Origin of the sequence: Streptomyces sp. NPDC058240, assembly GCF_042882135.1 — a bacterium.
Taxonomy (GTDB): Bacteria; Actinomycetota; Actinomycetes; order Streptomycetales; family Streptomycetaceae; genus Streptomyces.
Map to the genome: position 1 here is coordinate 12384 of NZ_JBHVWT010000051.1, position 23870 is coordinate 36253.

Annotated in this window: 22 protein-coding genes; 21 read left to right on the plus strand and 1 reads right to left on the minus strand. The window is 71.2% G+C overall.

Annotated features, from left to right (window positions below; translation table 11 throughout):
* Positions 1-74 precede the first annotated feature (74 nt).
* The 20 genes from ACFVX4_RS36325 to ACFVX4_RS36420 all read left to right on the plus strand — a co-directional run bounded on the left by ACFVX4_RS36325 (position 75) and on the right by ACFVX4_RS36420 (position 17058).
* Positions 75-998, plus strand: coding sequence for an ACP S-malonyltransferase (locus tag ACFVX4_RS36325; protein WP_389986084.1), 924 nt, complete (start codon positions 75-77; stop codon positions 996-998).
* 187 nt (positions 999-1185) lie between these two features.
* A complete protein-coding gene (locus ACFVX4_RS36330) occupies positions 1186-1935 on the plus strand; it encodes a thioesterase II family protein (RefSeq protein WP_389986087.1) in 750 nt (249 codons plus the stop codon).
* On the plus strand, positions 1932-2699 hold the full coding sequence (locus tag ACFVX4_RS36335) for an IclR family transcriptional regulator (RefSeq protein WP_389986090.1): 768 nt from the start codon (positions 1932-1934) through the stop codon (positions 2697-2699). Before ACFVX4_RS36330 ends, ACFVX4_RS36335 begins: the two co-directional genes overlap by 4 nt.
* Positions 2700-2824: 125 nt before the next feature.
* Entirely contained in the window at positions 2825-3079 is a 255-nt protein-coding gene (locus ACFVX4_RS36340; protein ID WP_389986093.1) for an acyl carrier protein, read from the plus strand.
* 33 nt (positions 3080-3112) lie between these two features.
* Positions 3113-4375, plus strand: a complete 1263-nt coding sequence (locus ACFVX4_RS36345; protein WP_389986096.1) for a beta-ketoacyl-[acyl-carrier-protein] synthase family protein — start codon at positions 3113-3115, stop codon at positions 4373-4375.
* Positions 4372-5523 carry a beta-ketoacyl-[acyl-carrier-protein] synthase family protein gene (locus tag ACFVX4_RS36350; RefSeq protein WP_389986099.1) on the plus strand — a complete coding sequence of 384 codons (1152 nt, stop codon included), beginning with the start codon at positions 4372-4374 and terminating at the stop codon, positions 5521-5523. Before ACFVX4_RS36345 ends, ACFVX4_RS36350 begins: the two co-directional genes overlap by 4 nt.
* Positions 5520-6392, plus strand: coding sequence for a beta-ketoacyl synthase N-terminal-like domain-containing protein (locus ACFVX4_RS36355; RefSeq protein WP_389986102.1), 873 nt, complete (start codon positions 5520-5522; stop codon positions 6390-6392). The genes ACFVX4_RS36350 and ACFVX4_RS36355 overlap by 4 nt, the downstream gene beginning before the upstream one ends.
* Complete coding sequence (locus ACFVX4_RS36360; RefSeq protein WP_389986105.1) at positions 6393-7241, plus strand: alpha/beta fold hydrolase; 849 nt, start codon at positions 6393-6395, stop codon at positions 7239-7241.
* Positions 7238-8218 (plus strand): hypothetical protein, encoded by a 981-nt coding sequence (locus ACFVX4_RS36365; RefSeq protein WP_389986108.1) that lies wholly within the window; start codon positions 7238-7240, stop codon positions 8216-8218. The genes ACFVX4_RS36360 and ACFVX4_RS36365 overlap by 4 nt, the downstream gene beginning before the upstream one ends.
* Positions 8215-8562, plus strand: a complete 348-nt coding sequence (locus ACFVX4_RS36370) for a hypothetical protein (RefSeq protein ID WP_389986111.1) — start codon at positions 8215-8217, stop codon at positions 8560-8562. Before ACFVX4_RS36365 ends, ACFVX4_RS36370 begins: the two co-directional genes overlap by 4 nt.
* Before the next feature lie 130 nt (positions 8563-8692).
* Positions 8693-9796 (plus strand): beta-ketoacyl synthase N-terminal-like domain-containing protein, encoded by a 1104-nt coding sequence (locus ACFVX4_RS36375; RefSeq protein ID WP_389986114.1) that lies wholly within the window; start codon positions 8693-8695, stop codon positions 9794-9796.
* A gap of 40 nt (positions 9797-9836) precedes the next feature.
* The gene (locus ACFVX4_RS36380; RefSeq protein WP_389986117.1) at positions 9837-10088 is read left to right on the plus strand and encodes an acyl carrier protein; all 252 of its coding nucleotides are present in this window, start codon (positions 9837-9839) and stop codon (positions 10086-10088) included.
* Complete coding sequence (locus tag ACFVX4_RS36385; RefSeq protein WP_389986120.1) at positions 10088-10492, plus strand: 3-hydroxyacyl-ACP dehydratase FabZ family protein; 405 nt, start codon at positions 10088-10090, stop codon at positions 10490-10492. Before ACFVX4_RS36380 ends, ACFVX4_RS36385 begins: the two co-directional genes overlap by 1 nt.
* On the plus strand, positions 10489-10974 hold the full coding sequence (locus ACFVX4_RS36390) for a 3-hydroxyacyl-ACP dehydratase FabZ family protein (RefSeq protein ID WP_389986124.1): 486 nt from the start codon (positions 10489-10491) through the stop codon (positions 10972-10974). The genes ACFVX4_RS36385 and ACFVX4_RS36390 overlap by 4 nt, the downstream gene beginning before the upstream one ends.
* 23 nt (positions 10975-10997) lie before the next feature.
* Positions 10998-11744 carry a 3-oxoacyl-[acyl-carrier-protein] reductase gene (gene fabG / locus ACFVX4_RS36395; RefSeq protein ID WP_389986127.1) on the plus strand — a complete coding sequence of 249 codons (747 nt, stop codon included), beginning with the start codon at positions 10998-11000 and terminating at the stop codon, positions 11742-11744.
* Between the two features lie 34 nt (positions 11745-11778).
* Positions 11779-12420 carry a 2-hydroxychromene-2-carboxylate isomerase gene (locus ACFVX4_RS36400; RefSeq protein WP_389986130.1) on the plus strand — a complete coding sequence of 214 codons (642 nt, stop codon included), beginning with the start codon at positions 11779-11781 and terminating at the stop codon, positions 12418-12420.
* Between the two features lie 2 nt (positions 12421-12422).
* A complete protein-coding gene (locus tag ACFVX4_RS36405) occupies positions 12423-12638 on the plus strand; it encodes an MbtH family protein (protein WP_389986133.1) in 216 nt (71 codons plus the stop codon).
* Positions 12639-12756: 118 nt separating this feature from the next.
* Positions 12757-13452 carry a thioesterase II family protein gene (locus ACFVX4_RS36410; RefSeq protein ID WP_389986136.1) on the plus strand — a complete coding sequence of 232 codons (696 nt, stop codon included), beginning with the start codon at positions 12757-12759 and terminating at the stop codon, positions 13450-13452.
* Positions 13449-14303 carry an SDR family oxidoreductase gene (locus tag ACFVX4_RS36415; protein ID WP_389986139.1) on the plus strand — a complete coding sequence of 285 codons (855 nt, stop codon included), beginning with the start codon at positions 13449-13451 and terminating at the stop codon, positions 14301-14303. The genes ACFVX4_RS36410 and ACFVX4_RS36415 overlap by 4 nt, the downstream gene beginning before the upstream one ends.
* 64 nt (positions 14304-14367) lie before the next feature.
* Positions 14368-17058 (plus strand): non-ribosomal peptide synthetase, encoded by a 2691-nt coding sequence (locus tag ACFVX4_RS36420; RefSeq protein WP_389986142.1) that lies wholly within the window; start codon positions 14368-14370, stop codon positions 17056-17058.
* Here the strand turns inward: ACFVX4_RS36420 and ACFVX4_RS36425 are convergent.
* Complete coding sequence (locus tag ACFVX4_RS36425; protein WP_389986145.1) at positions 17049-17630, minus strand: hypothetical protein; 582 nt, start codon at positions 17628-17630, stop codon at positions 17049-17051. The genes ACFVX4_RS36420 and ACFVX4_RS36425 overlap by 10 nt on opposite strands.
* Before the next feature lie 154 nt (positions 17631-17784).
* On the opposite strand from ACFVX4_RS36425, the gene ACFVX4_RS36430 reads away from it, so the two are divergent.
* A partial coding sequence (locus tag ACFVX4_RS36430) for an amino acid adenylation domain-containing protein (protein WP_389986148.1) occupies positions 17785-23870 on the plus strand: 6086 nt, incomplete at its 3' end.

The window sequence follows — 23870 nt, forward strand, 5'->3', positions numbered from 1 at the left end:
CGTGCACGGGGGTCCGGACAGACAGTCACGGACCCCCGTGCCTCCCGGCCGAACATCGCGCGGAAGGCGGGTCCATGAATCAATTGCCGATCGGTCTGGTGTTTCCCGGACAGGGGACACAAAAACAAGGAATGGGTGAACCCTGGCGGGAAACACCGTCCTGGGAAATCACCACGGAGATCTCCGAGGTCACCGGAGAAGACCTCCCCGCGCTCCTCCTGCACACCCCCGCCGAACAGCTCCGGCGCACCGACCTCGCGCAGCTCGCCGTGTTCACCGTCGCGGTGGTCGCGCACGCCGAGGCGGTACGGCGCGGAGCGCTCGGCGGGCAGGTGGTGGCCTGTGCCGGCCACAGCCTCGGGGAGTACGCCGCGCTCACCGCGGCCGGCGCCCTCACCGTCTCCGCCGCCGCCGAGCTCGTCGCCGTCCGCGGCCGCGCCATGCGGGACGCAGCCGAGGCGCGCGAGGGCACCATGGGAGTCCTGGTCGCCGCGCCCCTGGCGGACGTGGAGCGCCTCGTGCGGGAAGTGCGCGCATCCGGCCCCGACGTCTGGGTCGCCAATGTCAACGGGCCGGGCCAGACCGTGCTGTCCGGCTCGCCCGAGGGAATCGACGCGCTCGACGCGCAGGCACCCACCATCGGCGCGAAGATGATCCGCCTCCAGGTCGGCGGCGCCTTCCACAGCCCGTACATGGCACCGGCCGCCGAGGCCCTGCGCGCCGCCCTGAAGAACGCTCCGTTCGCCCCCGCGCATCTGCCCGTGGTGGCCAATGCCGACGCCGAGCCGTACACGGGCGACTGCGACTGGCCGGAGATCTCCACCCGCCAGCTCACCTCACCGGTGCTGTGGGAACAGTGCGTGGGGACCCTCACCGGGCCGCTCGGCTGCCGTCGGCTGGTCGAACTCGGCCCGGGACGCACCCTGGCCGGACTGATCCGCCGGATCGACCGGGACATCGAGGTCGTGTCCGTGGACAGTCCCGGCGCCCTGGACTGACGACCCCACGCGAGCCAGGGCCTCTCGTCCGGGTCGGGCCGGGCTCACGGGGTCCGGTACGCACGCACGGACCCAGCTCCCCGATCCGGCCTGACCCGGCCCGATCCGGCCTGACCCGGCCCGATCCGGCCTGACCCGGCCCGATCCGGCCTGGTCCGGACGAGAGAACCTAGGAGACCGAAACACCATGGCACTTGGCACCGACAGCATCTGGTTCCGTACCTACGGCACCCAGACCCCGCCCCGGACGAGGCTGGTCTGCCTCCCGCACGCCGGCGGCTCGGCCAGCTTCTTCCACAGCTGGGGGCACGCCTTCGGGAGCGACGTGGAGGTCATGGCCGTCCGCTACCCCGGCCGGCAGGAACGTATCGCCGAGGACCTCGTCAACGACATGGAACTCCTCGCCGACGCGATCACCGTGGAGCTGCTCCCCTTCCTGGACACCCCGCTGGCCCTCTTCGGACACAGCATGGGCGCCTCGCTCGCGTACGAGGTCGCCCTGCGGCTGGAGTCGCGGCACGGCGTCGTCCCGGCCGGACTGATGGTCTCCTGCCGCAAGGCGCCGCATCTGCTCAGGCCCCGCACGGCCGCCCTCACCGACGAAGAACTGGTCGCCGAGGTGCAGCGGCTCGGCGGTACGGACACCGCGCTCCTGGACGACCCGGACCTGCGCGAGTTGATCCTCCCGGCGATCCGGGCCGACTTCTCGGTCGTCTCCCGGTACACCGCGCGGCCCGGCGTCCCGCTGGGCTGTCCCGTCGTCGGCTACGTCGGTGACAGCGACCCCGACATCGACGTCGAAGGGGTCCGGGCCTGGGCCGGGATCGCGCCCAAGGGCTTCGATCTGAAGGTGCTGTCCGGAGGGCACTTCTATCTGGTGGACCGCCGTGACGAGCTCATCGAGGACATTCGCGCACGGCTGGCACCGGAGCTGTGAACACGGCGACCCGCCCGCGGCCGGTCAGCGGAGTCGGTGTCCTGGACAAGGCGTCGGCCGTGCTGAGCGTGGTCGAGCGGGGCCCGGTGACGCTGGCGGAACTCGTCTCGCTCAGCGGGCTCGCCCGCCCCACCGCACACCGGATCGCGGTGGCGCTGGAGCGGCTCGGCCTGCTCACCCGGGACATCGGCGGCCGGTTCGTGCTCGGGCCGAGGCTCGGTGATCTCGCCATCGAGGCCCAGCGGCCCCGGCTGGTGCAGGCCGCCATCCCGGTACTGGCCGATCTCCACTCCCTGACCGGCCTCGACGCCCGGCTCTTCCGGCGCCTGGACGGACTGCAGCTCTGCGTCGCCACTTCGCCCGTCCCCGCCGCCGACGAGGAGGCCGTCCTCCTCGCCGCGTCCCGGCCCGCCAAGTCGGGCCCGGTCGCCCAGGTACTGCTCGCCTGGGAGGACCCCGAGACGCTGTACGAGGGGCTGCGCGGCGCCCGGTTCACCGCCGCCCAGCTCGCCCTGGTGCGCCGGCGGGGCTGGGCACACGGCCCCGACCCCTCGGTGCCGGGCACCGTCACGTACTGCGTGCCCGTACGCGCCGGAGGCAACCGGGTGGTGGCCGCCCTGGCGCTGTCGGGACCGGCCGCACGGGTGCCCGTGGCACCGGGCCGCACGCTCAGCCGCGCGGTGATCGATTCCGCGGCCGGACTCGGTGGCGCATTGCTGCGCGCCCAGGGCGAATCCGCCCCCGCGAGCCCGCTCGGAACCTGAATCCGGGACGGCGGTGGCAGCTTGTTGCAGCTGCCATTGTGGCGAATAGAACTCCTCGCCAGTATTCATTGCGAGTAATCCTGCCGCGCGTTATCGGAGCGGCGAATCCGAAAAGGGGTAAAGGCGTGTCCACTGCTACGCGCGACGAGCGTCTCGTCACCATCAAGGAAATCGTCTGCGACATTCTCGAAATTGAAGAGGACGAGGTCACCCCGACCAGTCTCTTCAAGGAGGACCATGACGCAGATTCGCTGCGCGCCATCGAGATCCTGGCCGCGCTGGAAAAGGAATTCGGCGTCGTCATCAACCAGAGCGAACTGCCGCGCATGGTGAACCTGACGGGCGTCTACGAGGTCGTGTCGGAGCCGGCCGGCTGGTAGTCCGGTCCCGCTGCGGTTGATTGGGAGGTTGGCATGACGGCAGTGCGCGGCACCGGCCAGGACCGGACCGAGCGGCACCGGGTCGTCCTCACCGGACTCGGTGTGGTCTCCAGCATCGGGCTGGGGGCGAAGGAGTTCCTGCAGGGACTCCGCGAAGGGCGCAGTGGTGCACGGCCCATCACGGTGTTCGACACCGAGGGCTTCGCCCACGCGAACGGGTGCGAGATCACGGATTTCGACCCACGGGAGTGGATCAGCACGCTGGACGTGGAACAGCTCGGCAGGGCCGCGCAGTTCTCGGCCGCGGCCGCCCGGATGGCCCTGGAGGACTCGGGACTCGATCTGGCGGAGCTGCGCGGCCGTCGTGGACTGATCTCCATCGGTACCACCGACGGCGAGAGTTACGACCTCGACCAGCTGGTCGAGAGCGAACTGACCGACGGCATCGGGGCGTTCGACCCCAAGGCCGCCCGGCGGGCACCCGCCGGGCGGCTGTCGGTGGCCATCGCCCAGGAACTCGGCCTCTCCGACGTGGAGGCGCTCACCATTCCCACCGCCTGCTCGGCGGGCAACTACGCGATCGGCTACGGCTTCGACGCGGTCAGCTCCGGCGAGGCGGAGTTCGCCTTCTGCGGCGGGGCCGACGCGATGTGCCGCAAGACCTTCACCGGTTTCTACCGGCTCGGCACCATCGCCCCCGACCGCTGCCAGCCCTTCGACGTGGACCGCAAGGGGATCCTCACCGGGGAGGGCGCGGGCGTCCTCGTACTGGAGCGCCTCGACTCCGCACTGGAGCGCGGCGCCACCATCTACGCCGAGGTGCTCGGATACGGCCTCAACTGCGACGCCCACCACCAGGTTGCGCCCGACCGCGACAGCGTCGCCGAACTGATGCGGCTGGCCCTGGACAACGCCGGCGTCGCACCGCACGAGGTGGACCTCATCTCGGCGCACGGCACCGGCACGAAGGCCAATGACATCACCGAGGCGGGCGCCATCCGCCAGGTCTTCGGAGACACACCCCCTCGCACCGTCTCCATGAAGTCGATGCTCGGCCACAGCATGGGCGCGGCCAGCGCGCTCGGGGCGATCGGCTGCGCCCTGGCGATCCAGAACCGCTTCATCCCGCCCACCATCAACCATGTCACCACCGACCCCGAGTGCGACGTCGACTGTGTGCCGAACCAGGCGGTCGAGGCCGACCTGAGGATCGTTCAGAACAACGGTCTCGCGTTCGGCGGCAACAACGCGGCGGTGCTGCTGGGCCGGTACGACGCAATCAAGGAGGCGTCATGACGATCCGCCCCATCATCGGGATGGGCGCCGTCGCCGCGACCGGCTCCGGGGTCGACGAACTCTTCGAGAGCCTGTGCCAGGGCCGCAGCGGCCGGGCCGAGCTCCGCGGCTTCGACCGTACCCGGTTCCGGGCCCAGCACGCCTACGAGGTGGACGACCGCCCGGTGCCCGGCGAGGACATCCCCGGGCGGGCCACCCGGCTGCTGCTCGACGCGATCGGACAGGCCGCGGCGGACGCCGGACTCGGCGAGGACCTGAGCGGTATCCCGATCCTCATCGGTACCGGTCTGCGCGAACTGCGCTCGCTCGAACTGTGGTGGCGCGACGGCTCGCCGTTCGCCGACTCCGGACTGCACTTCGGTACCGGGCTGCGCGAACGCTTCAACGCCGATGTCACCCACACCTTCTCCAACGCCTGCTCGGCCTCCCTGTACGCGCTGGCCCTCGGCTCCGACCTGCTGGACCAGGGGGGCGAAGACGCACCCGACACCGTGATCGTCGCCGGAGTCGACGTACTGACCGAGTCCATGTACGGGCTCCTGGAGCGTGTCCATCCGGCGCCGCCGGACCGGGTGCGCCCCTTCGACCGCAACCGTACGGGCGTCCTGATGGGCGACGGCGCCGCGGCGGTCGTGCTGCGCCGCACCGAGCGCGACGCGCCCCAGGTGTACGGCCGGCTGCGCGGCGTCGCCGTCAACTGCGACGCGTACCACGTCACCGCACCGTCGCCGGAGGGCATCGCCGAGGCCATGCGCTCGGCGTACCGGCTGGCCGGGGTCAAGCCCTCGGACGTCGACCTGGTGATGCTGCACGGCACCGGCACCCTCCTCAACGACGAGGCGGAGGCCGGCGCGCTCGCCGCCGTACTCGGCGGCGACGCGGACAAGCCGCTGATGACCGCGGTGAAGTCCATGACCGGGCACACCTCGGGGGCGTCCGGTCTGCTCAACCTGATCGTGGGCCTGTGCGCCCTGAACGAAGGGCGGGTGCCGCCGACGGTGGGTCTGGACGACCCCGTCGAGGAGGCCACGCCGTTCCGCTTCGTCACCGGCGAGGCGGCCGACGGCCGGCAGCTGAACGTGGCGCAGCTCAACGCCTTCGGATTCGGCGGCATCAACGCCGTCACCATCGTGGAGGGAACTCGATGAGCACGCAGCGCGCCGCGGTCGTCGTCACCGGAGCCGCCGTCCTGCTGCCGGGGGCCGACACCGTACGGGCCCTCGCCGACGGACCCGAACCGGGCTGCGCCCCCGTCGAGCCCGCGGGCTACGTGGGCCGCAAGGGCCTGCGCTACAAGGACCGGGCCACCCAGCTCGGCTACTGCCTGACCGCCGCGGCCCTGGGCGATGCCGGACTGCTCGGCGAGGACGGGCTGACCGTGCCCGCCGAGTCCGTCGGAGTGGTCGCCAGCTCCAACTTCGGCAATCTCGACACCGTCGTCCGGGCACTGGACACGATCAGGGAGGAGACCGTCACGGCCACCAGCCCGATGGACCTCCCCAACGCGTCCAGCAACGTCATCGCCTCGTCGGCAGCCATCCGTTACGGCCTGCGCGGCCCCAACCTGATGGTGTGCAACGGCGAGACGTCCGGACTGGACGCCGTGCACTGGGCGGTCACGATGATCACGGCCGGCCGCACGGCCCGGGTGCTGGTCCTCGGCGTGGAGCCCGACAACGAGGTGGTGCGCAGGCTCCTGGGCGGCACCCGCGCGGTGGACGGCGGCGCGGCCGTACTGCTGGAGTCCCGGGCGGCGGCCGTGGAGCGTGCCGCGACCGTACGGGCCGTGGTCGGCCCGTACAGCCGGAGCGCCGGCGACCCCGTCCCGGCCCGCGGCCGCCGCTGGCAGCTGCCGGAGCATCTCGGCCGCGCCTCGGGCGCGTACGGAGTTCTCCAGTGCGCCGCCGCCGTCGGCTGGTTCGACGTCGGCGAGCGCGGACCGGTCCACGCCGTCGCGGGCACCGCGGCGGACGACGCGAGCGCGGGTCTGGTCCTGCTGGCACCAGAGGCGGCGTAGGTGAACACCAACCTCGATCTGAGGCCCGTCTCGGTCGAGCGGCGCACGGCGGGCACCGGCAGGCGGATGCTCCTGCTGCACGGACTCGCCGCCAATGACAGCGTCTGGGACCGTACGGTCGACCTCCTCCCCGAGGACGCCGAGATCTGGACCGCGCGGCTGCCCTGGCGCACCGAGGGCATCGGCGAATGGGGCCAGGACCCCAATCTGAAGGGCTGGCTCGCCAAAGCCCTGGAAGCGGTGCCCGGCCGTGCCGAGGTGGTCGTCGCCCACTCGATGGCCGCCAATGTGCTCCTCGACCTGCTCGACCAGAAGGGCCGGGGCGGCACCGACCCGCTGCGCCACTACGGCATCCGGTCCCTGGTGCTGGCCTCCCCCTTCTTCCGGTCCAGCGCCGAGCAGTTCGACTGGGAGACGATCAGCTACTACCTGAACGACTTCCACCTGATCATGGAGGAGGGGATCCGGGTCCACTCGGACGGCCGGCTCCCCGCCGACATCCAGGAAGCCATGGGCAAGCGGGTGCGCGAGCGGGTCGGCCCCTACGGCTGGCTCAGGTTCTTCGAGCTCTATCTGCGCACCCCCGCGCTCCAGACCTCCCGGATCACCGTGCCCACCCTGGTGCTGGCCGGTGAGACCGATTTCGCGGCGCCGCCGGCCGAGAGCCTGGCGCTCGCCGCCGCCCTCCCCGACGCGTACGCCCGCGTACTGCCCGGCTGCGGGCACTTCCCGATGATCGAGGCGGCCGAGCAGTTCGCCGCACAGATACGGGAGTTCGTCCATCAATCAGCGGATGCGGTCCCGTTCCCGGGGGCCGCCCCCATCGACGCCCTGGAGTCCCAGCGATGACGCTCGTCACGGAAACCGCCGTCAAGGCGCTCCTCAACACGACCACCACGACACAGGTGCGCCCCCGCTACGAGGGCTCCAACATCTGCACCTGGATCGGCTTCAAGCACGTCAACTACCTCGTCGAAGAAGCCGTCCTGGACCACTTCAGGCAGGCCGGGCTGCCGGCCCGTGCGCTCTACGAGACCCATGGCCTCGGCCTCGACCTGGTCTCCGTGGACAGCCGCATCCTGCACGCCTTCCACATGGACGACGTCGCCGAGGCCGAGGTCGTGCCGTGGATACCGAAGGGCGAGGAAGCGGCCGCCACCATCGGTTTCAAGGTCACCATCCGGTTCGAGCGCAACGGCGAGATCCTCAAGGCCGTCACCGCCAAGGTGCGTGTCTCGCTGCGGATCGACACCTATCTCGAGGCGGCGGGCGACATCCCCGCCGAGCTCGCCCGGTACGCCGTCGCCACACTCGGCGACGACCTGGAGCGCGAGCCCGCCTCCGTCGCCCCGGCCGAGGAGGAGATCCTCGCCTCGCTGACCGCCGGGCAGAACGCGTACGCCTGGAAGTGGAACATCCCGTACCCGTACTGCCACTTCACCGAGCGCATCCAGATGTCCGGCTATCTGCGGCTGATGGAAGAGGGCAAGGACCGCTTCGTCGCCGACCGGGGCATCTCCATCAAGACCCTGCTCGACGACCGCCGCTGGATCCCGGTCGTGCCCCGCTCCGACATCCGCATCCTCGACGAGGCGATGATGGAGGAGGACCTCTACACGGTCTACACCGTCGAGGAGGTCTTCAAGGACTTCACCTACACCTCGCGCATGGACTTCTACGTGCTGCGCGACGGCAAGCTGGTGAAGACCGCGACCGGCCGGATCGTGCACGGCTACGCCGTGATCGAGAACCGCCGCGACTGGAGCCTGGTCAGCTTCGACCGGCGAGTCGTCGACGCGATCAGCGGCAAGGCGCCGCAGGCGTGATCGAGACCTGGGCGAGCGGCGCACCGCCCCGGCTGCTGCTCATCGAGAGCCAGGGGCCTGTCGCGCAGGACGCCGGATTCCGGCGCGACGCCGTCGCCCAGGTCCTCACCGGGCACTCCGTGCTCCTCTTCCTGGTCCAGGACGGTGTCGTCCTGGCGATACCGGGCAGCGACGAAAACCTGGACCGGTTCCAGAAGGGGGGCGGGGTGCTCGCCGCGGACGCATACTCGCTCGCCCAGCGAGGGCTGGACACGGCCCCGCTCAGGCCCGAACTACGCGTGGTCGGCATGGACGTGGTGGCGGGCTGGATCCTCGACCCCACCGTCCAGGTGGTGTGGCACTGATGTACCCCCGCTGAACGCGGGCCCGTGCCGCCGCCGCGGATCGGCGACCGCGCGGTGGACCCCCAGATTCTTGTGAGATCCGCGCGAACTCCGTGCGGGCAGCTGTGAGCGGAAGGAATACGTGACGGTCATGTCCACAGTCACCACAGGCGCCGGACGCCCGGTGATCACCGCCTGGTCCGCCGTGTCGTCGTACGGCATCGGCAGGTCAGCGTTCACCGAGGGCCTGCGCGAACGGCGCCGGACCGTCACCGAACTCGGCCCCGAGCACGACCCCACGCCCGACGGCACCGGTTGTCTGGTGCCCTCCTTCGACATCCGCGAGGTGCTGGGCAAGAAGGGCACCCGTTCCATGGACCGGGTCACCGGCCTCGCCGTCACCGCCGTCGGCGCCCTCCTCGACGACGGCGAGCGCAACCGGGCCGTCGGCACCGGCGAGGGCGCGGCGTTCGCACTCGGCACCACCACCGGCAGCGCCCAGTCGATGATGGACTTCACCCGGGACTCCCTCACCGGCGACCAGCCCTTCTTCGTCGACCCGGCGCGCTTCCCCAACACCGTGATGAACTGCGCCGCGGGGCAGAGCGCCATCTGGTACCAGCTCAAGGGCCCCAACGCCACCATCGCGGGCGGCCGCACCGCCGGACTGCACGCCCTCAACTACTCGCGCAGACTCCTCGGTTCGGGCCGTGCCCGCACCGTGCTGTGCGGTGCGGCGGAGGAGTTCTCGCAGGCCCGCTCCTGGCTGGAGCACCACGCGTCGGACGGCGACGCCGGCGCCCCGCTCGGCGAGGGCTGCGCCATGCTGCTGGTCGAACCGCACACCCCAGACGACGCCACCCAGCCGGTCCTCGCCGAGCTCCTCGCCGTCGAACTCGGCGTCGTGCTCGACGGCGACACCCACCCCGCGCTCGTCTCCTGCCTGCGCTCCGCGCTGCACCGGGCCGACGTCGACCCGGCCCAGGTGGTCGCCGTCGCCCGCTCCGGCGCCCCCGGACGCGAGGGCCGGGGCGAGGCCGACGCCGTGCGGCAGGTCTTCGGAGCGGTGGACCCCACCGATCTGACGCCCACCGATCTGATCGGCGACACCGGGGCCGCCGCTGCCGCCTTCCAGACCGCCGCACTGCTGTCGTACGCCGCCGACCACCCGGATCTCGCGGCCGGGCGGATCGGCGTGATCACTTCCGTGGACCGCACCGGCACCGTCGGCTGCGCCCTGCTCGGCCTGCGCTGAGCCCCGCCCCACCCACCAGCTGTTGAGAGGAACGGAACCGATGCTGGACAAGGAAGAACTTCGCGCCGTCGTGGCGCAGGTGCTGGACGTCGAGGTGTCCGAGGTGACCGACGACGCGAAGTTCGTCGACGATCTGGAGGTCGACTCGCTGATGGCTCTGGAGGTCGTCGTCGTACTGGAGAAGAAGTACGGCATCAAGCTGCCGGAATCCGAGCTCAAGCGGATCGTCACCCTGCAGAGCGCCTACGACCTGCTGCTGGGCAAACTCGACGCGGCGCAGCAGGCAGCCTGATGTCCGCGGCGAGCCCGCTCGCGGGAACGGTCGACGTGCTGCCGTCCGAGGACGAGTCGCGCACCGCGGCCCGCTTCACCGTCCGGGACACCGAGACCGTACTTCCCGGGCACTACCCCGGCTTCCCGATCTTCCCCGGGGTCTGCCTGGTGGAGTGCGCCCACCTCGGCGCGGTGGCCACCGCGCCCGGCGGAGCGAAGGACCACGAGCTGGCCGCCGTGGAGTCGACCCGGTTCACCGGGCCCGTCTTCCCCGGCGACCTGGTGGACATCGCCATGGGCTGGAAGCGGACCCCGGCCGGCGAGTGGCAGTGCCGGGCGAAGCTCACCACCGGGCGCGGCGACGCCGCGACGGTACGGCTGCGCTACCGCCCCCGGAACACCCGGACGGAGGCGGCGGCATGATCGGCCAGCGCGACATCAGGGCCCGGCTGCCGCACCGCTTCCCGATGCTGCTCGTCGACCGGGTCGTAGACGTCGTACCCGGCGAACGGCTGATCGCGCTCAAGGCGGTCACCTGCAACGAGCCCTGGTACGAGAAGCTCGGGCCGCAGACGCCCGACGAGGACTTCGCCTACCCCACATCACTGCTGGTGGAGTCCTGGTGCCAGTCGGCCGGTGTCCTCGCCACCTGGGACGACCCCAACCCGGACGTCCTGCAGGGGCAGGTGATGCTCTTCGGCGCCATGACCGGCGTCGAGTTCCACCGTCCGGTACTGCCCGGCGAGGTCCTCGAACACCGGGTCGGGCTCGACCGCCGGATCGACGACACCCTTCTGTTCGAGGGCGAGAGCCGCTCGGCCGGCGAGACGGTGATGACCGTCGGCCGGATCGTCATGACCTTCCGTCCCGCCGAGGCGCTGCGCCCCACCGCAGCGACCGCCTGACCGCAGACTCACGGAGAAACATCATGGGAGACAGTTCGAACCGGGTGGCCCTGGTTACCGGCGGGTCGCGCGGCATCGGCCGGGCCACGGTCCACGCGCTCGCCCGCGACGGATTCGACGTCGCCTTCTGCTACCGCTCGGACGACGCGGCCGCCCGCGCCCTGGAGAAGGAGACCGCGGACAGCGCCGGCACCGTGACGGGCACCAGGGTCGACGTCACCGACGCCGCCTCCGTACGGGCCTGGATCACCGCGACCGACGACCGGTGGGGGCGGATCGACGCCGCCGTCACCGCCGCGGGCATCACCCGCGACAACCCGCTGGTCCTGATGGAGGACGAGCAGTGGCGGCAGGTCATCGACACCAACCTCGACGGCGTCTACCACGTCTGCCGGGCCGTGGTCTTCGGCATGATGAAGCGCCGCGCCGGGGCGATCGTCAACATCTCCTCGGTCGCCGGGGTGTACGGACACGGCACCCAGACCAACTACTCGGCCTCCAAGGCCGGGATCATCGGCTTCTCCCGCGCCCTGGCCAAGGAGGCCGGCAGGTCCGGGATCCGGGTCAACGCGGTCGCCCCCGGATTCATCGAGACCGACATGGTCGCCGCGATGAACGACAAGGCCCGCAAGGAAGCACTCTCCTCGATCCCGCTGCGCCGCATGGGCACCGCGGAAGAGGTCGCCGACCTGGTCGCCTATCTGGTCTCCGACCGGGCCGCGTACATCACCGGCGCCGTGCTGCAGATCGACGGCGGCATCACCATCTGACCCACCCGTCCGCACAACCCCATTGGAGGCGGTGATGGCACGAAGAGGACCGCGCTGGTACTTCTCGTTCCGCAGCCCCTACTCCTGGATGGCCTACCGGGATCTGCTGGGGCAGTACCCGGATGTCGCCGAGCAGATCGAATGGCTGCCGTTCTGGGAGCCGGACGAGCCCGCACTGGACCATCTGGAGCGCAACAACATCACACTGCCGTACGTGCCGATGTCCAAGGAGAAGCACCTCTACATCCTCCAGGACGTCCGCCGGCTGTGCCGGGCCCGCGGCCTGGACATGGTGTGGCCCGTGGACACCGAACCGCGCTGGCAGGTTCCCCACCTCGCCTATCTGGTGGCCCAGGAACTCGGCGCGGGACGGGAGTTCATCGCCGAGGTCTACCGGTCCCGCTGGGAACTCGGCGAGGACATCTCGCAACCCGACACCATGCGCCGGGTCGGCAAGGAACTGGACCTGGACCCGGAGCTGCTCGCCGGGGCGCATGAGAACGCCGAGGTGCGCGAGCGCGGTCACGCGGCCCTGGACTCCCTCCACCGCGACGGTGTGTTCGGAGTCCCGTACTTCATCAGCGGATACGAAAAGTTCTGGGGCGTGGACCGGCTTCCCGATTTCGTCGAGACCGTCCGTGCCCGCGCCCTGAAGACCACAGCGAAGAAAGGCTGATCATGGCTACCAACCCCTTCGAGAACGACGACGCCCGCTATCTGGTCCTCGTCAACGAGGAGAACCAGCACTCGCTCTGGCCCGCCTTCGCCGAGGTCCCGGCCGGCTGGACCGTGGCGCACGGCGAGGACACCCGCCAGGCCTGCCTCGACCACATCAACGCGAGCTGGACCGACATGCGGCCGAAGTCACTGGCCGATGCCATGGACGCCGCCTGACATCCCCGCCGGGCGGTCGGGCAACGGGCGTTGGCAGCAATGTGCAACGCCCGTTGCCCATGGGCCCGGCCGATGTGAACGTGGCACTCACGCAGCTCCCGAGAAAGCGATGCCGCTCATGACCCATTCACTGGTGTGCCTTCCCTTCGCGGGAGGCGGCGCCGGTTTCTACCGCGCCTGGAAAGAACTGCCCGACCACGCACCGAGGATCGTTCCGCTGCAGCTCCCGGGCCGTGAGGAACTGTTCGTCGACGAACCGTTCCGGGACGTCATCGACGCGGCCGACGCGCTCGCCCCGAGCATCGCCGGCCTGACGCGGGGCGGCCCCGTCGCCCTCTTCGGACACAGCCTCGGCGCCGTACTCGCCTATGAACTCGCCCGCCGACTCGAACAGGACCCGGCCGTCGAGCTGAGCCACCTCTTCGTGAGCGGCTCCCCGGGGCCCTGGACCGGCCGGAGCCGACGGGCCACCGGACTGGCCGACGACGAATTCCTCGGCCGGGTACAGGAGTTCGCCGGATACGAGCACGACGCCCTCGCCGACCCGGACATGCGGGAGCTGCTGCTGCCGATGCTGCGGGCGGACGTGGAGATGCACGAGAACTACAAGCCCGTCACGGACGAGCTGCTGCACACCCCCGTCACCTCGCTGCGCGGCACCGACGACCGGCTGGTCGGCCGGGAGCAGGCCGCCGAGTGGCAGCACGCCACCTCCGCCGCCTTCCGCCTCGTGGACCTGGCCGGCGAGCACATGTACCTCACCGAGTCGCCGCTGCCGCTCATCGACGCGGTCAGTGCGGCACTGCGGCCATGACGCGTACGGCAGAGAAGGGCCAGGGCGTGCTGCTCCAGGACAAGACCATCGTGGTGACCGGCGCGGCCCGGGGGCTGGGCCGGTCCTGTGCCGTGCGCTTCGCCCGGGAGGGCGCCGACCTGGTCCTCGTCGACGTCGCGGCGGACCTGGCCGGAGTGCCGTACCCGCTGGGCTCCGCGGGCCAGCTGGAACACACCGCGAAGCTCTGCCGCGAGGAGGGCGCCGCGGTCGTGACCGCGGCCGCCGATGTGCGTGAGCCGGAAGCGGTACGGGAGGTCGCGCGGCAGGCCGTCGACCGCTTCGGAACCGTCGACGTCCTGCTCAACGGCGCCGGGATCGCCGCGCCTTCGGGCAAGGCCGTGCACGAGATCGGCGAGGACGAGTGGGACCTGATGGTCGGCATCGACCTGACGGGTGCCTGGCGGATGATGAAGGCCGTCGTCCCGGCCATGATCGAGCAGCGGTCGGGCAGCGTCATCAACGTGGCGTCGACCGCGGGCCTCGTCGGGTACCGCCACTTCGCCGGCTACGTGGCCGCCAAGCACGGACTCATCGGCCTCACCAAGGCCGCGGCGCTCGACTACGGGCCGTTCCGGGTGCGGGTGAACGCGCTGTGTCCCGGCTCGGTCCGCGACGACCCCCTCCACGAGGGCCGGATGCTCGCCGAGATCGCCCGCTCCCTCGATGTCGACGTGGACGAGCACGAGGAGATCTTCGTGCAGTCCCAGCCGATGAACACACTCATCGAACCGCAGGACATCGCCGGCGCGGCCGTCTGGCTCGCCGGGAACGACTCGCTCCAGGTCACCGGGACCACCCTCACCGTCGACGGCGGCTTCAGCGCCCGCTGAACCACCGCCCGCGCCGCCCGGATCACGTACCCCGTCCCTCCCGCACTGCATCAGGAGTCCGACCATGTCGAGAAGTCAGGCCAGGTCCTGCCACAGCCTGGTGGTCCGCGTGCCGGGCCCGATCGATGCCGAGGAACTGCGACAGCACCTGCGCGCCCGGGCGGCCGGCGGCCGCCCGGAACTGGCGGAGCTGCGGCTGTGGGAGGAGACCCTGCCCTTCGGGGCCGGACACCCGGCCGCCGGGCCCCGGGTCCGGCAGGAGGCCGAGCGTCCGCTGCACGTCACCGGCCTGCCGCTCCGTGCCGTACTGCTGCGGTACGCGGACGGTGACGCGGATCTGGTCCTGGTGGCCCGCCACGAACTCACCTTCGAGCAGCCCCGGTTCACCTTCGGATGGAGCGCGGGAACCACCGGGGCCACCGACGGAGCACGGCCCGCTCTGGAGTGGGGCCTGGGCGCTCCGGCCGACGCGGGCCGCACCGGCGAGGTGCCGGTCCCGCTGCCCACGGCCGTACGCGCCGGGCACGCCCTGCTGGTGGGGGCGGTCGCGCTGGTCCTGGCGCGGTACGGCGCGGGCACGACGGTCGACGAGACGCAGCGGACCGGCGACTTCCTGGCCGGGTGGGAGGGCGCGTACGACGGCGGCCTGTTGCCCCTGTCGGGCGTCGGCGTACTCATCGAGCGGGCCACCGCCGGGGAACGCCGGCTGTCGTCGCTCGCCCCCGAACTACCCGCGGTCCTGCACTTCGCCCTGCACGACGACGGCAGCGCCTCCGGTGTGCTCCGCCACGACCTGGGCGATCTCGACCCGGCCGTCGCCGAACGGTTCGCCGCCCATGTGGCCCATGTGGCGGCCCAGTTGGCGGCCGACGCCGAGCAGCGGCTCGACGCGGTCGAGCTGCTGACACCGCAGGAGACCGAGGCGGTGCTGCGCCTGGGCGTCACGCCCGCCGCCGGGGACGCCGGGACGGCGGACTGTACCGTGCACGGGCTGTTCGCCGATGTCGTACGCGACCGGCCCGAAGCGGTGGCCGTCACCGCGGGCGACACCAGCCTCACCTATGCCGAACTCGACGCGAGGGCCGGGCGGACCGCGGCCGGTCTGCGCGCGCTCGGTGTCGCGCCCGGCAGCATGGTCGGCGTGGCCCTGGAACGCGACGCCGACCTGGTGGCGACCCTCCTCGGCGTCCTCAAGGCCGGCTGCGCCTATGTGCCGATGGACCTGCGCTACCCCGAGGAGCGGCTGCGCTACACGGTGGAGAACGCGGGCGCCACCGTGGTGGTCGGCGGTGTCGACGAGGCATTCCCCGCGGTCGAGGGGGTACGCGTCGTCACACCCGCCGAGCTGCGTGTCCTCGGCGAGGGCACCGGGCCGACCCCGCTTCCGGAGGACCCCTCCGCCCCCGCGTACGTCATCTACACCTCGGGGTCCACCGGCCGGCCCAAGGGTGTCGTGGTTCCGCACCGGAACGTCGCCGCCCTCCTCGACGCGACCCGCGAGGACTTCGCGCTCCGCGCCGACGACGTATGGACGCTCTTCCACTCCAGCGCCTTCGACTTCTCCGTCTGGGAGATCTGGGGCTGTCTGCTCACCGGCGGCCGCCTGGTGGTCGTGGACTACTGGGTCACCCGGGACACCGAACTCTTCCACGAGCTGCTCGTGAAGGAGCGGGTCACCGTGCTCAGCCAGACCCCGTCCGCGTTCGCGCAGGTGATCGAGGTGGACCGGCGGCGGCGTACCGATCTCGCCGTACGCCTCGTGGTCTTCGGCGGTGAGCCGCTCGACGTCCGGATGCTCTCGCCCTGGTTCGCGAGGCACTCCCACACCGGCTGCCGGCTGGTGAACATGTTCGGTATCACCGAGACGACGGTCCATGTCACCGCGCACACCGTCACCCCCGCCGATGTCCTCGCCGCCGGCCGCCGGGTCGGGCCCGCGCTGCCCGGCTGGACCCTGTCGGTCCGCGATCCGCGTGGCCGGCTGCTGCCGGTCGGCGCCGCCGGGGAGATCTGCGTCGGCGGCGCCGGAGTCGCCGACCGCTACCTCGGCCTGCCCGGACTCACCGCCGAACGGTTCATCGACGACCCCTACGGCGGCGGCCGGATCTACCGCAGCGGCGATCGGGGGCGGCTGCGCCCCGACGGGGGCCTCGACCATCTCGGACGGCTGGACAGCCAGGTCAAGGTGCGCGGCCACCGGATCGAACTGGACGAGATCCGCAACGTCCTGCTGGGCCACCCCGAGGTCTCGGGCGCGGCGACCGTGCTCAACCACGACGTACCCACGGACTCCGCGACCGCCCGCATCGACGCCTATGTGGCGCTGCGCGGTCCGGCGTCGACCGCCGATGTGCTCGCCCACGCGCGGGCCGTGCTGCCCGCGTACATGGTCCCGGCCTCCGTCACCGAACTGCCGGCGATCCCGCTGACGATCAACGGCAAGGTCGACACGGCCGCCTTGCCGGCACCGGCGCCGTCCGCCGCCGGGCGGGAGGAACGGGCGGGGACGTCCGAGGTGCCGGCCGCGGAGCACGACCCGCAGGCCGCGCAGATCCTCAAGCTCTGGGGGCATGTGCTGAACACCGAAGTGACCGAGCAGGACAACTTCTTCGAACTCGGCGGGAATTCGCTGCTCGTCATCCGGGTATTGCGTGAGATGCGCGAACTCGGCATGCCGAAGGTCACCACTCAGGATTTCTACCGCAACTCGACGGCAGGCCGGTTCATCGAACTCGTACGGGATTCTCAGAGCTGATCGTCCGCGCGGTCGCCGGAACGTCCTGCGGGACCCTTCCGGCGGCCGTCGACCCGTCGCTTGATCGCAGAGAGAAGCGCAATCCTGATGATTCCGCTCGGAATGCGGATCAGGAACCAGTAACGCCCGAAGTTGCGTCGGGTCTGCTCGTCCGTGGCGAAGATCCTGGTCTCCGTCGTCAATACACCGGCGGCATAGTGCATATTGAAACCGACCTTGGTGCAGCCCGGTTCCGCATAGTCCCGGAACACCTCCGGCATGGGCCGGTCCGGGCGTACCGGGCCGGCCTGGGAGCCGATGCCGCCGTAGAGCAACTCGTCGTCGGACAGCCCGAGAACGGTGTCGCCGCCCATCGCGAAGTCGTCGAGCACCCGGCCGTCGGCCTGCAGTTTGTTCCGGGTGAAGGCCAGGAAGAAACGCGCCACGGGAGCTTCGCGCCAAGTCATCTCGCGGGCCGCGCGCAGCACTTCGTCGCGAGGTGCGGAAACGGCCACCCAATGCCGTTCACGGAAATGCCATATGGGCATGTGGTGATCGAGCAGGGTGGCCTCTGATTTCGTGTCTCCGGTCATGATTCTCACGCTAGCACGCACCGTCGGCCATGGGATGGCAGCTTTCTGCAACGGCCGTTGTCCCGGCGGAAACCGGACTGTTAGACATGGTTGTGTTGTCACTCGGCAATTCGTTTCCGTGCTTGTTCCGTCATTTCATTGAGGGTGAGTGGTTGTGTCTGACCTTCGGGGCGCCCTTCTGCCGTTGACCGCCGCCCAGTCGGGCGTCTGGTACGCGCAGCAGTTGAATCCGCAGAACACGATCTTCAACGTCGGGGAATTCCTGGAAATCGGTGGCCCGGTCGACGCGGCCCTGTTCGAGGCCGCGCTCCGACGCGTCGTCACCGAGGCCGAGACGCTGCGTCAGCGGTTCGTCGAGGCCGACGGCGGCCCCGCCGCCCGGATCGTGCCTGCCGGCAGTCTCGACTGGTCCCTGCACGTCGTCGACGTCAGCGGCGAGCCCGACCCGTGGGCCGCCGCCCGCGCCTGGATGGCCGAGGACTTCGCCACGCCCCTGGACACCGAGCACGACCAGCTCTTCCTCTTCGCCCTCTTCAAGCTCGCCGAGGACCGCCACCTCTGGCTGCACCGCTACCACCATCTGCTGCTCGACGGCTTCACCGTCAACATGGTCGTCCACCGGACCGCGGCCGTGTACTCGGCGCTGGTGGCCGGCGAGCAGATACCGGCGAGCCCGTTCGCCCCGCTGGCGCAGCTGCTGGACGAGAAGGCCGCCTACCGGGACTCCGAACGGTTCGGCACCGACCGGGCCTACTGGATCGACCGGCTCAAGGAATGCCCGGAGCCGGTCAGCCTCTCCCTCGAACAGCCCTCCCTGGCCTCCTCCCTGGTCCGCCGCACCGCCCAGCTGAACGCGGAGGACACCGACCGGCTGCGAGCCCTGGCGAGCGATGTCTCCGTCACCTGGCCGCCCGCCCTCGTCGCGGCCGTCGCCGCCTGGCTCCAACGGCTCACCGGCGAGCCCGAGATCGTGCTCGGCCTGCCCGTCTCCACCCGCCTCGGCAAGAACGCCCGCAGCGTCCCCGGCATGGTCTCCAACGTGCTGCCGCTGCGCGTCGCCATCAAGCCGGGAACCACGGTCGAGGAGCTCCTGCACCAGGTCTCCGCGGAGATGCGCGCCGCGATGAAGCACCAGCGCTACCAGTTCGAGGACCTGCGCAGGGACCTCGGCATGCTCGCCGACGACCGGCGGCTGGTCGGCCCGCACGTGAACATCATGATCTTCGACTACGACCTCTCCTTCGGCGGACATCCCGCCAAGCCGCACAGCCTCTCCATCGGACCCGCCGACGACATCTCGTTCCACGTGTACGACCGGGGCACCGGCACCGGACTGCAGATCGACTTCGACGCCAACCCCGACCTGTACACCGGCGACGAACTCCAGGACTACCAGGGCGCGTTCCTCGACTTCCTGTACCGGCTCGGCACCACCGCCCCCGACCGGCGCGTGGACTCCATCGAGCTGGACGTCGCCGGCCTCGCGCCGCGGCACAGGTCCGCGGGGCCGGAGGAGACGCCTGCCGCCGAGGCCGCCGGGGCCCGCGCCCCGCGAACCCCCGAGGAGGAGGCGCTCTGCCGACTCTTCACCGAGGTGCTCGGCGCGGACGTGCTCTCCGTCAACGACAACTTCTTCCTGCTGGGCGGCAGTTCACTTCAGGTGACCCGGCTCGTCGGCCGCATCCGGAAGGAGCTCAAGGCCGAGCTGACACTGCGCACCGTCTTCGAGAACGCCACGGTCGCCACGCTCGCCGAGGCACTCGGCTTCGCCGCCGGGGCCCGCCAGGCCCTCTCCGCCCGGACCAGGCCGGAGCCGCTGCCACTGTCCGCGGCGCAGAACCGGCTGTGGTTCCTCAACCAGATGGAGAGTGGCGAGGCCGCGTACAACGACGGACTCACCGTCGAACTCACCGGCCGGCCGGACACCGACGCGCTGCGCGCCGCCCTGGCCGACGTGGTCGCCCGCCACGAAAGCCTGCGCACCGTCTTCCCCGTCCGGGACGGCGGGCCGTACCAGCACATCCTCGCGCCCGCCGACGCCCTGCCCGAGCTCGTCGTCGCCGACGTCACCGACGAAGCCCTCGATGGGGAACTGGCCGCCGCGGCCGTGCGCGGATTCGACCTGGCCGCGGAGATCCCGGTACGCGCCCATCTGTTCACCCTCGCCCCCGGGCGGCACGTCCTGCTGGTCGTGGTGCACCACATCGCGGGCGACGGCTGGTCGGTGGCACCGTTCACCCGTGACCTGAGCCATGCGTACACGGCCCGGCTCGGGGGCGACGCACCGCGGTTCGACCCGCTGCCGGTGCAGTACGCCGACTACACCCTCTGGCAGCAGGATCTGCTGGGCGACGAGAACGACCCGCAGAGCGTGCTCGCCCAGCAGATCGCCCACTGGAAGGACGCACTCGCCGGACTGCCCGAGGAGCTGGCCCTCCCCGGCGACCGTCCCCGCCCGGCCGTCGCGAGCCACCGGGGAGGCCATCTCGACCTCCGGCTCACCCCGCAGGTCCACGAGCGGCTGATCGCCCTCTCCAAGGAGAGCGGGGCCAGCGTCTTCATGGTCGCGCAGGCCGCGCTCGCCGCGCTGCTGGGACGCCTCGGCGCGGGCGAGGACATCCCCGTCGGCACGGTCATCGCCGGCCGTACGGACGAGGCCCTGAACGATCTCGTCGGCTTCTTCGTCAACACCCTCGTCCTGCGTACGGATCTGTCCGGAGACCCGAGCTTCCGTGAGCTGGTGGAGCGGGTCCGGGACACCGACCTCGCGGCGTACGCGAACCAGGACGTGCCCTTCGAGCGCCTGGTGGAGATCCTCAACCCGGTCCGCTCACTGGCCCGGCACCCCCTCGCCCAGGTCACTCTCGCCCTGGAGGACAACGCCGCACCGGTGCTCGACCTCCCGGGGCTGACCGCGACGGCGGCACGGAACCTGGAGACCGACACCGCCAAGTTCGACCTCTCCTTCCGGCTGGGGGAGCGCTTCACCGAGGACGGCAGGCCCGCCGGGGTCGAGGGCCGGATCGAGTTCGCCCTCGACCTGTTCGACCCGGAGACCGTACGCACTATCGGTGACCGGTTCCTGCGGCTGTTCGAGGCCGTCACCGCCGACCCCGACACCCGGATCGGCGCCGTCGACGTCCTCGCCGAGGACGAGCGCGACCGGGTCCTGGTGGCCTGGAACGACACCGCGCTCGACGTCCCGGACGCCACCGCCCCGGAGCTCTTCGCCGAGCAGGTCCGCAACGCGCCCGACACCACCGCCCTCGTCTTCGAGGACATCGCGCTGACCTACCGCGAGCTCGACACCCGGGCGGCGCGTCTCGCCCGGCTGCTGCACGACCGTGGTGTGGGCCGCGGCGACTCCGTGGCCGTGGCCCTCGGCCGCTCCGTCGACACGATCGTCTCCCTCCTCGCGACGATGAAGGCCGGAGCGGCCTATGTGCCGGTCGACCCCGCCTACCCGGCCGAGCGGATCGCGTACATCCTCGGCGACGCCCGCCCCGCCCTCGTCCTCACCAGCACCGCACTCCAGTCCGCACTGCCCGACGACGGGCCGGAACGAGTGCTGCTCGACGAGGTGCAGCTCCCCGCGGACGGGCTCCCGCCGACCGGTCTCGTGCCGCTCGACGCCGCGTACATCATCTACACCTCGGGCTCCACCGGCCGCCCCAAGGGCGTCGTCGTCAGCCACAACGGTGTCGCCAGCATGGCCGCCGCGCACCGCGGCGCGTTCGGAGGCGGCGCCGGCCACCGCGTGCTGCAGTTCTCCTCGCCCAGCTTCGACGCCTCGATCTGGGAGATCCTCACCACGCTGCTCTGCGGCTCCGCCCTGGTCCTCGCGCCGGCCGAACGGCTGGCCGCCGGCGAACCCCTCGGCGGACTCCTCGCCGAGCAGCGGGTCACCCACGCCACTCTGCCGCCCGTCGTGCTCGCCGCCATGGGCGACGCCCGGCTCCCCGAAGGCATGAGCCTGGTCACCGCCGGTGAGGCCTGCTCCACCGAACTCGTCGCCCGCTGGTCCGCCGACCGCCGCATGGTCAACGCCTACGGCCCCACCGAGTCGACGGTCTGCGCCACCATGAGCGCACCGCTCCAGCAGGGCACCGGTGCGCCGCCGATCGGCCGCCCCATCACCAACACCCGTGTGTACGTACTGGACGCCTCCCTGCACCCGGTGCCTGCCGGTGTCGCCGGTGAGCTCTACCTCACGGGCGCGGGACTGGCCCGCGGCTATCTCGGCCGCCCCGGACTGACGGCCGAACGCTTCACGGCGGACCCCCACGGCGCCCCCGGGGCCCGGATGTACCGCACCGGTGACCTCGTCCGGTGGACCGCCGAAGGAGAGCTCCAGTACCTCGGGCGCGTGGACGACCAGGTCAAGATCCGCGGCTTCCGTATCGAGCTCGGCGAGATCGAAGCCCTCCTCATCGGGCACGAGAGCGTCGCCCAGGGCGCCGTCGTGGTCCGCGAGGACCAGCCGGGCGAGAAGCGCCTCGTCGCCTACGCCGTCCCGGCCTCGGACACCGCCGACCCCGTGGAACTGCGCGCGCACATCGCCGCCGGGCTGCCCGACTACATGGTTCCGGCGGCCGTGCTCCTGCTCGACGCGCTGCCGGTGACGACGAACGGCAAGCTCGACCGCAAGGCCCTCCCGGCCCCGGACTTCGGCGGCACCGGCGAGGGCCGGGCCCCGCGCACCCGCCAGGAGAGCGTGCTGTGCGGTCTGTTCGCGGAGGTACTCGACCTGGCGTCGGTCTCCATCGACGACGGCTTCTTCGACCTCGGCGGCCACTCGCTCCTCGCCACCCGGCTGATCAGCCGCATCCGTTCCGTCCTCGGCGTCGAACTCACCGTGCGCGCACTCTTCGAGACCCCCACCGTCGTGGCCCTCGCCGCCGCCCTCGACGGCGCGGCCGGTGCACGCGAGTCCGTCCGCCCGCGTACCCGGCCCGTCGAGATCCCCCTCTCGCACGCACAGCGTCGCCTCTGGTTCCTCGGCCACTTCGAGGGCCCCAGCGGCACCTACAACCTGGGCCTCTCCCTGCGGCTGCGCGGCAGCCTCGACACGGCCGCGCTGGAGGCCGCACTCGCCGATGTGACGGTACGCCATGAGGCCCTGCGCACCCTGTTCCCCGATGTCGACGGCCGCCCCCGGCAGCTCGTCCTCGACGCCGCAGACCCGGCCGCCCGGCCCCGGCTGCACCAGCTCGACGCCACACCTGTCACACTCGACGACACCCTGGCGAGGACCGCGGCCGAGGGCTTCGACGTGGTCCGCGAGATCCCGGTCCGCGCACACCTGATCACCGTCGCGCCCGACGACCACGTCCTGCTCCTCGTGGTGCACCACATCGCGGGTGACGGCTGGTCCCTCGCCCCCCTCGCGCGTGACCTCGGCGAGGCCTATGCGGCCCGACTCGACGGCAGCGCGCCCCGGTTCACTCCGCTGCCGGTGCAGTACGCCGATTACACGCTGTGGCAGCGCGACGTTCTCGGTGACGAGGACGATCCGGTCAGTGAGCTGTCCCGGCAGGTCGACTACTGGCGGGGTGCGCTGGCGGGGCTGCCGGAGGAGCTGGCGCTGCCGACGGACCGTCCGCGTCCGGCGGAGATGAGCTACCGCGGCGACACCATCGGCTTCCGCATCCCGGCCGAACTCCACGCCCGCCTGGCCGAGCTCGCCCGCACGTCCGGCACGAGCCTCTTCATGGTCGTCCAGGCCGCCCTGGCCACCCTGCTGCACCGCCTCGGCGCCGGCACGGACATCGCGCTCGGCTCTCCCATCGCGGGGCGTACGGACGAGGCACTGGACGATCTGGTCGGCTTCTTCATCAACACGCTGGTGCTGCGCACCGACGTGTCGGGCGACCCGACCTTCGGCGAACTGCTGGAGCGGGTCCGGGAGACCGACCTGGCGGCGTACGCGAACCAGGATGTGCCCTTCGAGCGGCTGGTCGAGGTGCTCAACCCGGCGCGCTCCATGGCCCGCCACCCGCTCTTCCAGGTGTCACTGCAACTCCAGAACATTCCGTCGGCCGATCTCGAACTGCCCGGCATCGAGGTGAGCCGGCAGCCGGTCCGCCTGGACACGGCCAAGTTCGACCTCTCCTTCACTCTCGCCGAGACCCCGGACGGACTGGACGGCAGTGTGGAGTTCGCGGTCGATCTGTTCGATCGGGTGTCGGTGGTGGGGGTTGTTGAGCGGTTGGTGCGGGTGTTGGAGGTGGTGGCGGTTGA

Bases quoted from the DNA above. Each gene is read 5' to 3' on its own strand.
- ACFVX4_RS36325 (WP_389986084.1), top strand. From the start codon at position 75: ATGAATCAATTGCCGATCGGTCTGGTGTTTCCCGGACAGGGGACACAA.
- ACFVX4_RS36330 (WP_389986087.1), top strand. From the start codon at position 1,186: ATGGCACTTGGCACCGACAGCATCTGGTTCCGTACCTACGGCACCCAG.
- ACFVX4_RS36345 (WP_389986096.1), top strand. From the start codon at position 3,113: ATGACGGCAGTGCGCGGCACCGGCCAGGACCGGACCGAGCGGCACCGG.
- ACFVX4_RS36350 (WP_389986099.1), top strand. From the start codon at position 4,372: ATGACGATCCGCCCCATCATCGGGATGGGCGCCGTCGCCGCGACCGGC.
- ACFVX4_RS36355 (WP_389986102.1), top strand. From the start codon at position 5,520: ATGAGCACGCAGCGCGCCGCGGTCGTCGTCACCGGAGCCGCCGTCCTG.
- ACFVX4_RS36365 (WP_389986108.1), top strand. From the start codon at position 7,238: ATGACGCTCGTCACGGAAACCGCCGTCAAGGCGCTCCTCAACACGACC.
- ACFVX4_RS36375 (WP_389986114.1), top strand. From the start codon at position 8,693: ATGTCCACAGTCACCACAGGCGCCGGACGCCCGGTGATCACCGCCTGG.
- ACFVX4_RS36380 (WP_389986117.1), top strand. From the start codon at position 9,837: ATGCTGGACAAGGAAGAACTTCGCGCCGTCGTGGCGCAGGTGCTGGAC.
- ACFVX4_RS36385 (WP_389986120.1), top strand. From the start codon at position 10,088: ATGTCCGCGGCGAGCCCGCTCGCGGGAACGGTCGACGTGCTGCCGTCC.
- ACFVX4_RS36390 (WP_389986124.1), top strand. From the start codon at position 10,489: ATGATCGGCCAGCGCGACATCAGGGCCCGGCTGCCGCACCGCTTCCCG.
- fabG (WP_389986127.1), top strand. From the start codon at position 10,998: ATGGGAGACAGTTCGAACCGGGTGGCCCTGGTTACCGGCGGGTCGCGC.
- ACFVX4_RS36400 (WP_389986130.1), top strand. From the start codon at position 11,779: ATGGCACGAAGAGGACCGCGCTGGTACTTCTCGTTCCGCAGCCCCTAC.
- ACFVX4_RS36405 (WP_389986133.1), top strand. From the start codon at position 12,423: ATGGCTACCAACCCCTTCGAGAACGACGACGCCCGCTATCTGGTCCTC.
- ACFVX4_RS36410 (WP_389986136.1), top strand. From the start codon at position 12,757: ATGACCCATTCACTGGTGTGCCTTCCCTTCGCGGGAGGCGGCGCCGGT.
- ACFVX4_RS36415 (WP_389986139.1), top strand. From the start codon at position 13,449: ATGACGCGTACGGCAGAGAAGGGCCAGGGCGTGCTGCTCCAGGACAAG.
- ACFVX4_RS36420 (WP_389986142.1), top strand. From the start codon at position 14,368: ATGTCGAGAAGTCAGGCCAGGTCCTGCCACAGCCTGGTGGTCCGCGTG.
- ACFVX4_RS36425 (WP_389986145.1), bottom strand. From the start codon at position 17,630: ATGACCGGAGACACGAAATCAGAGGCCACCCTGCTCGATCACCACATG.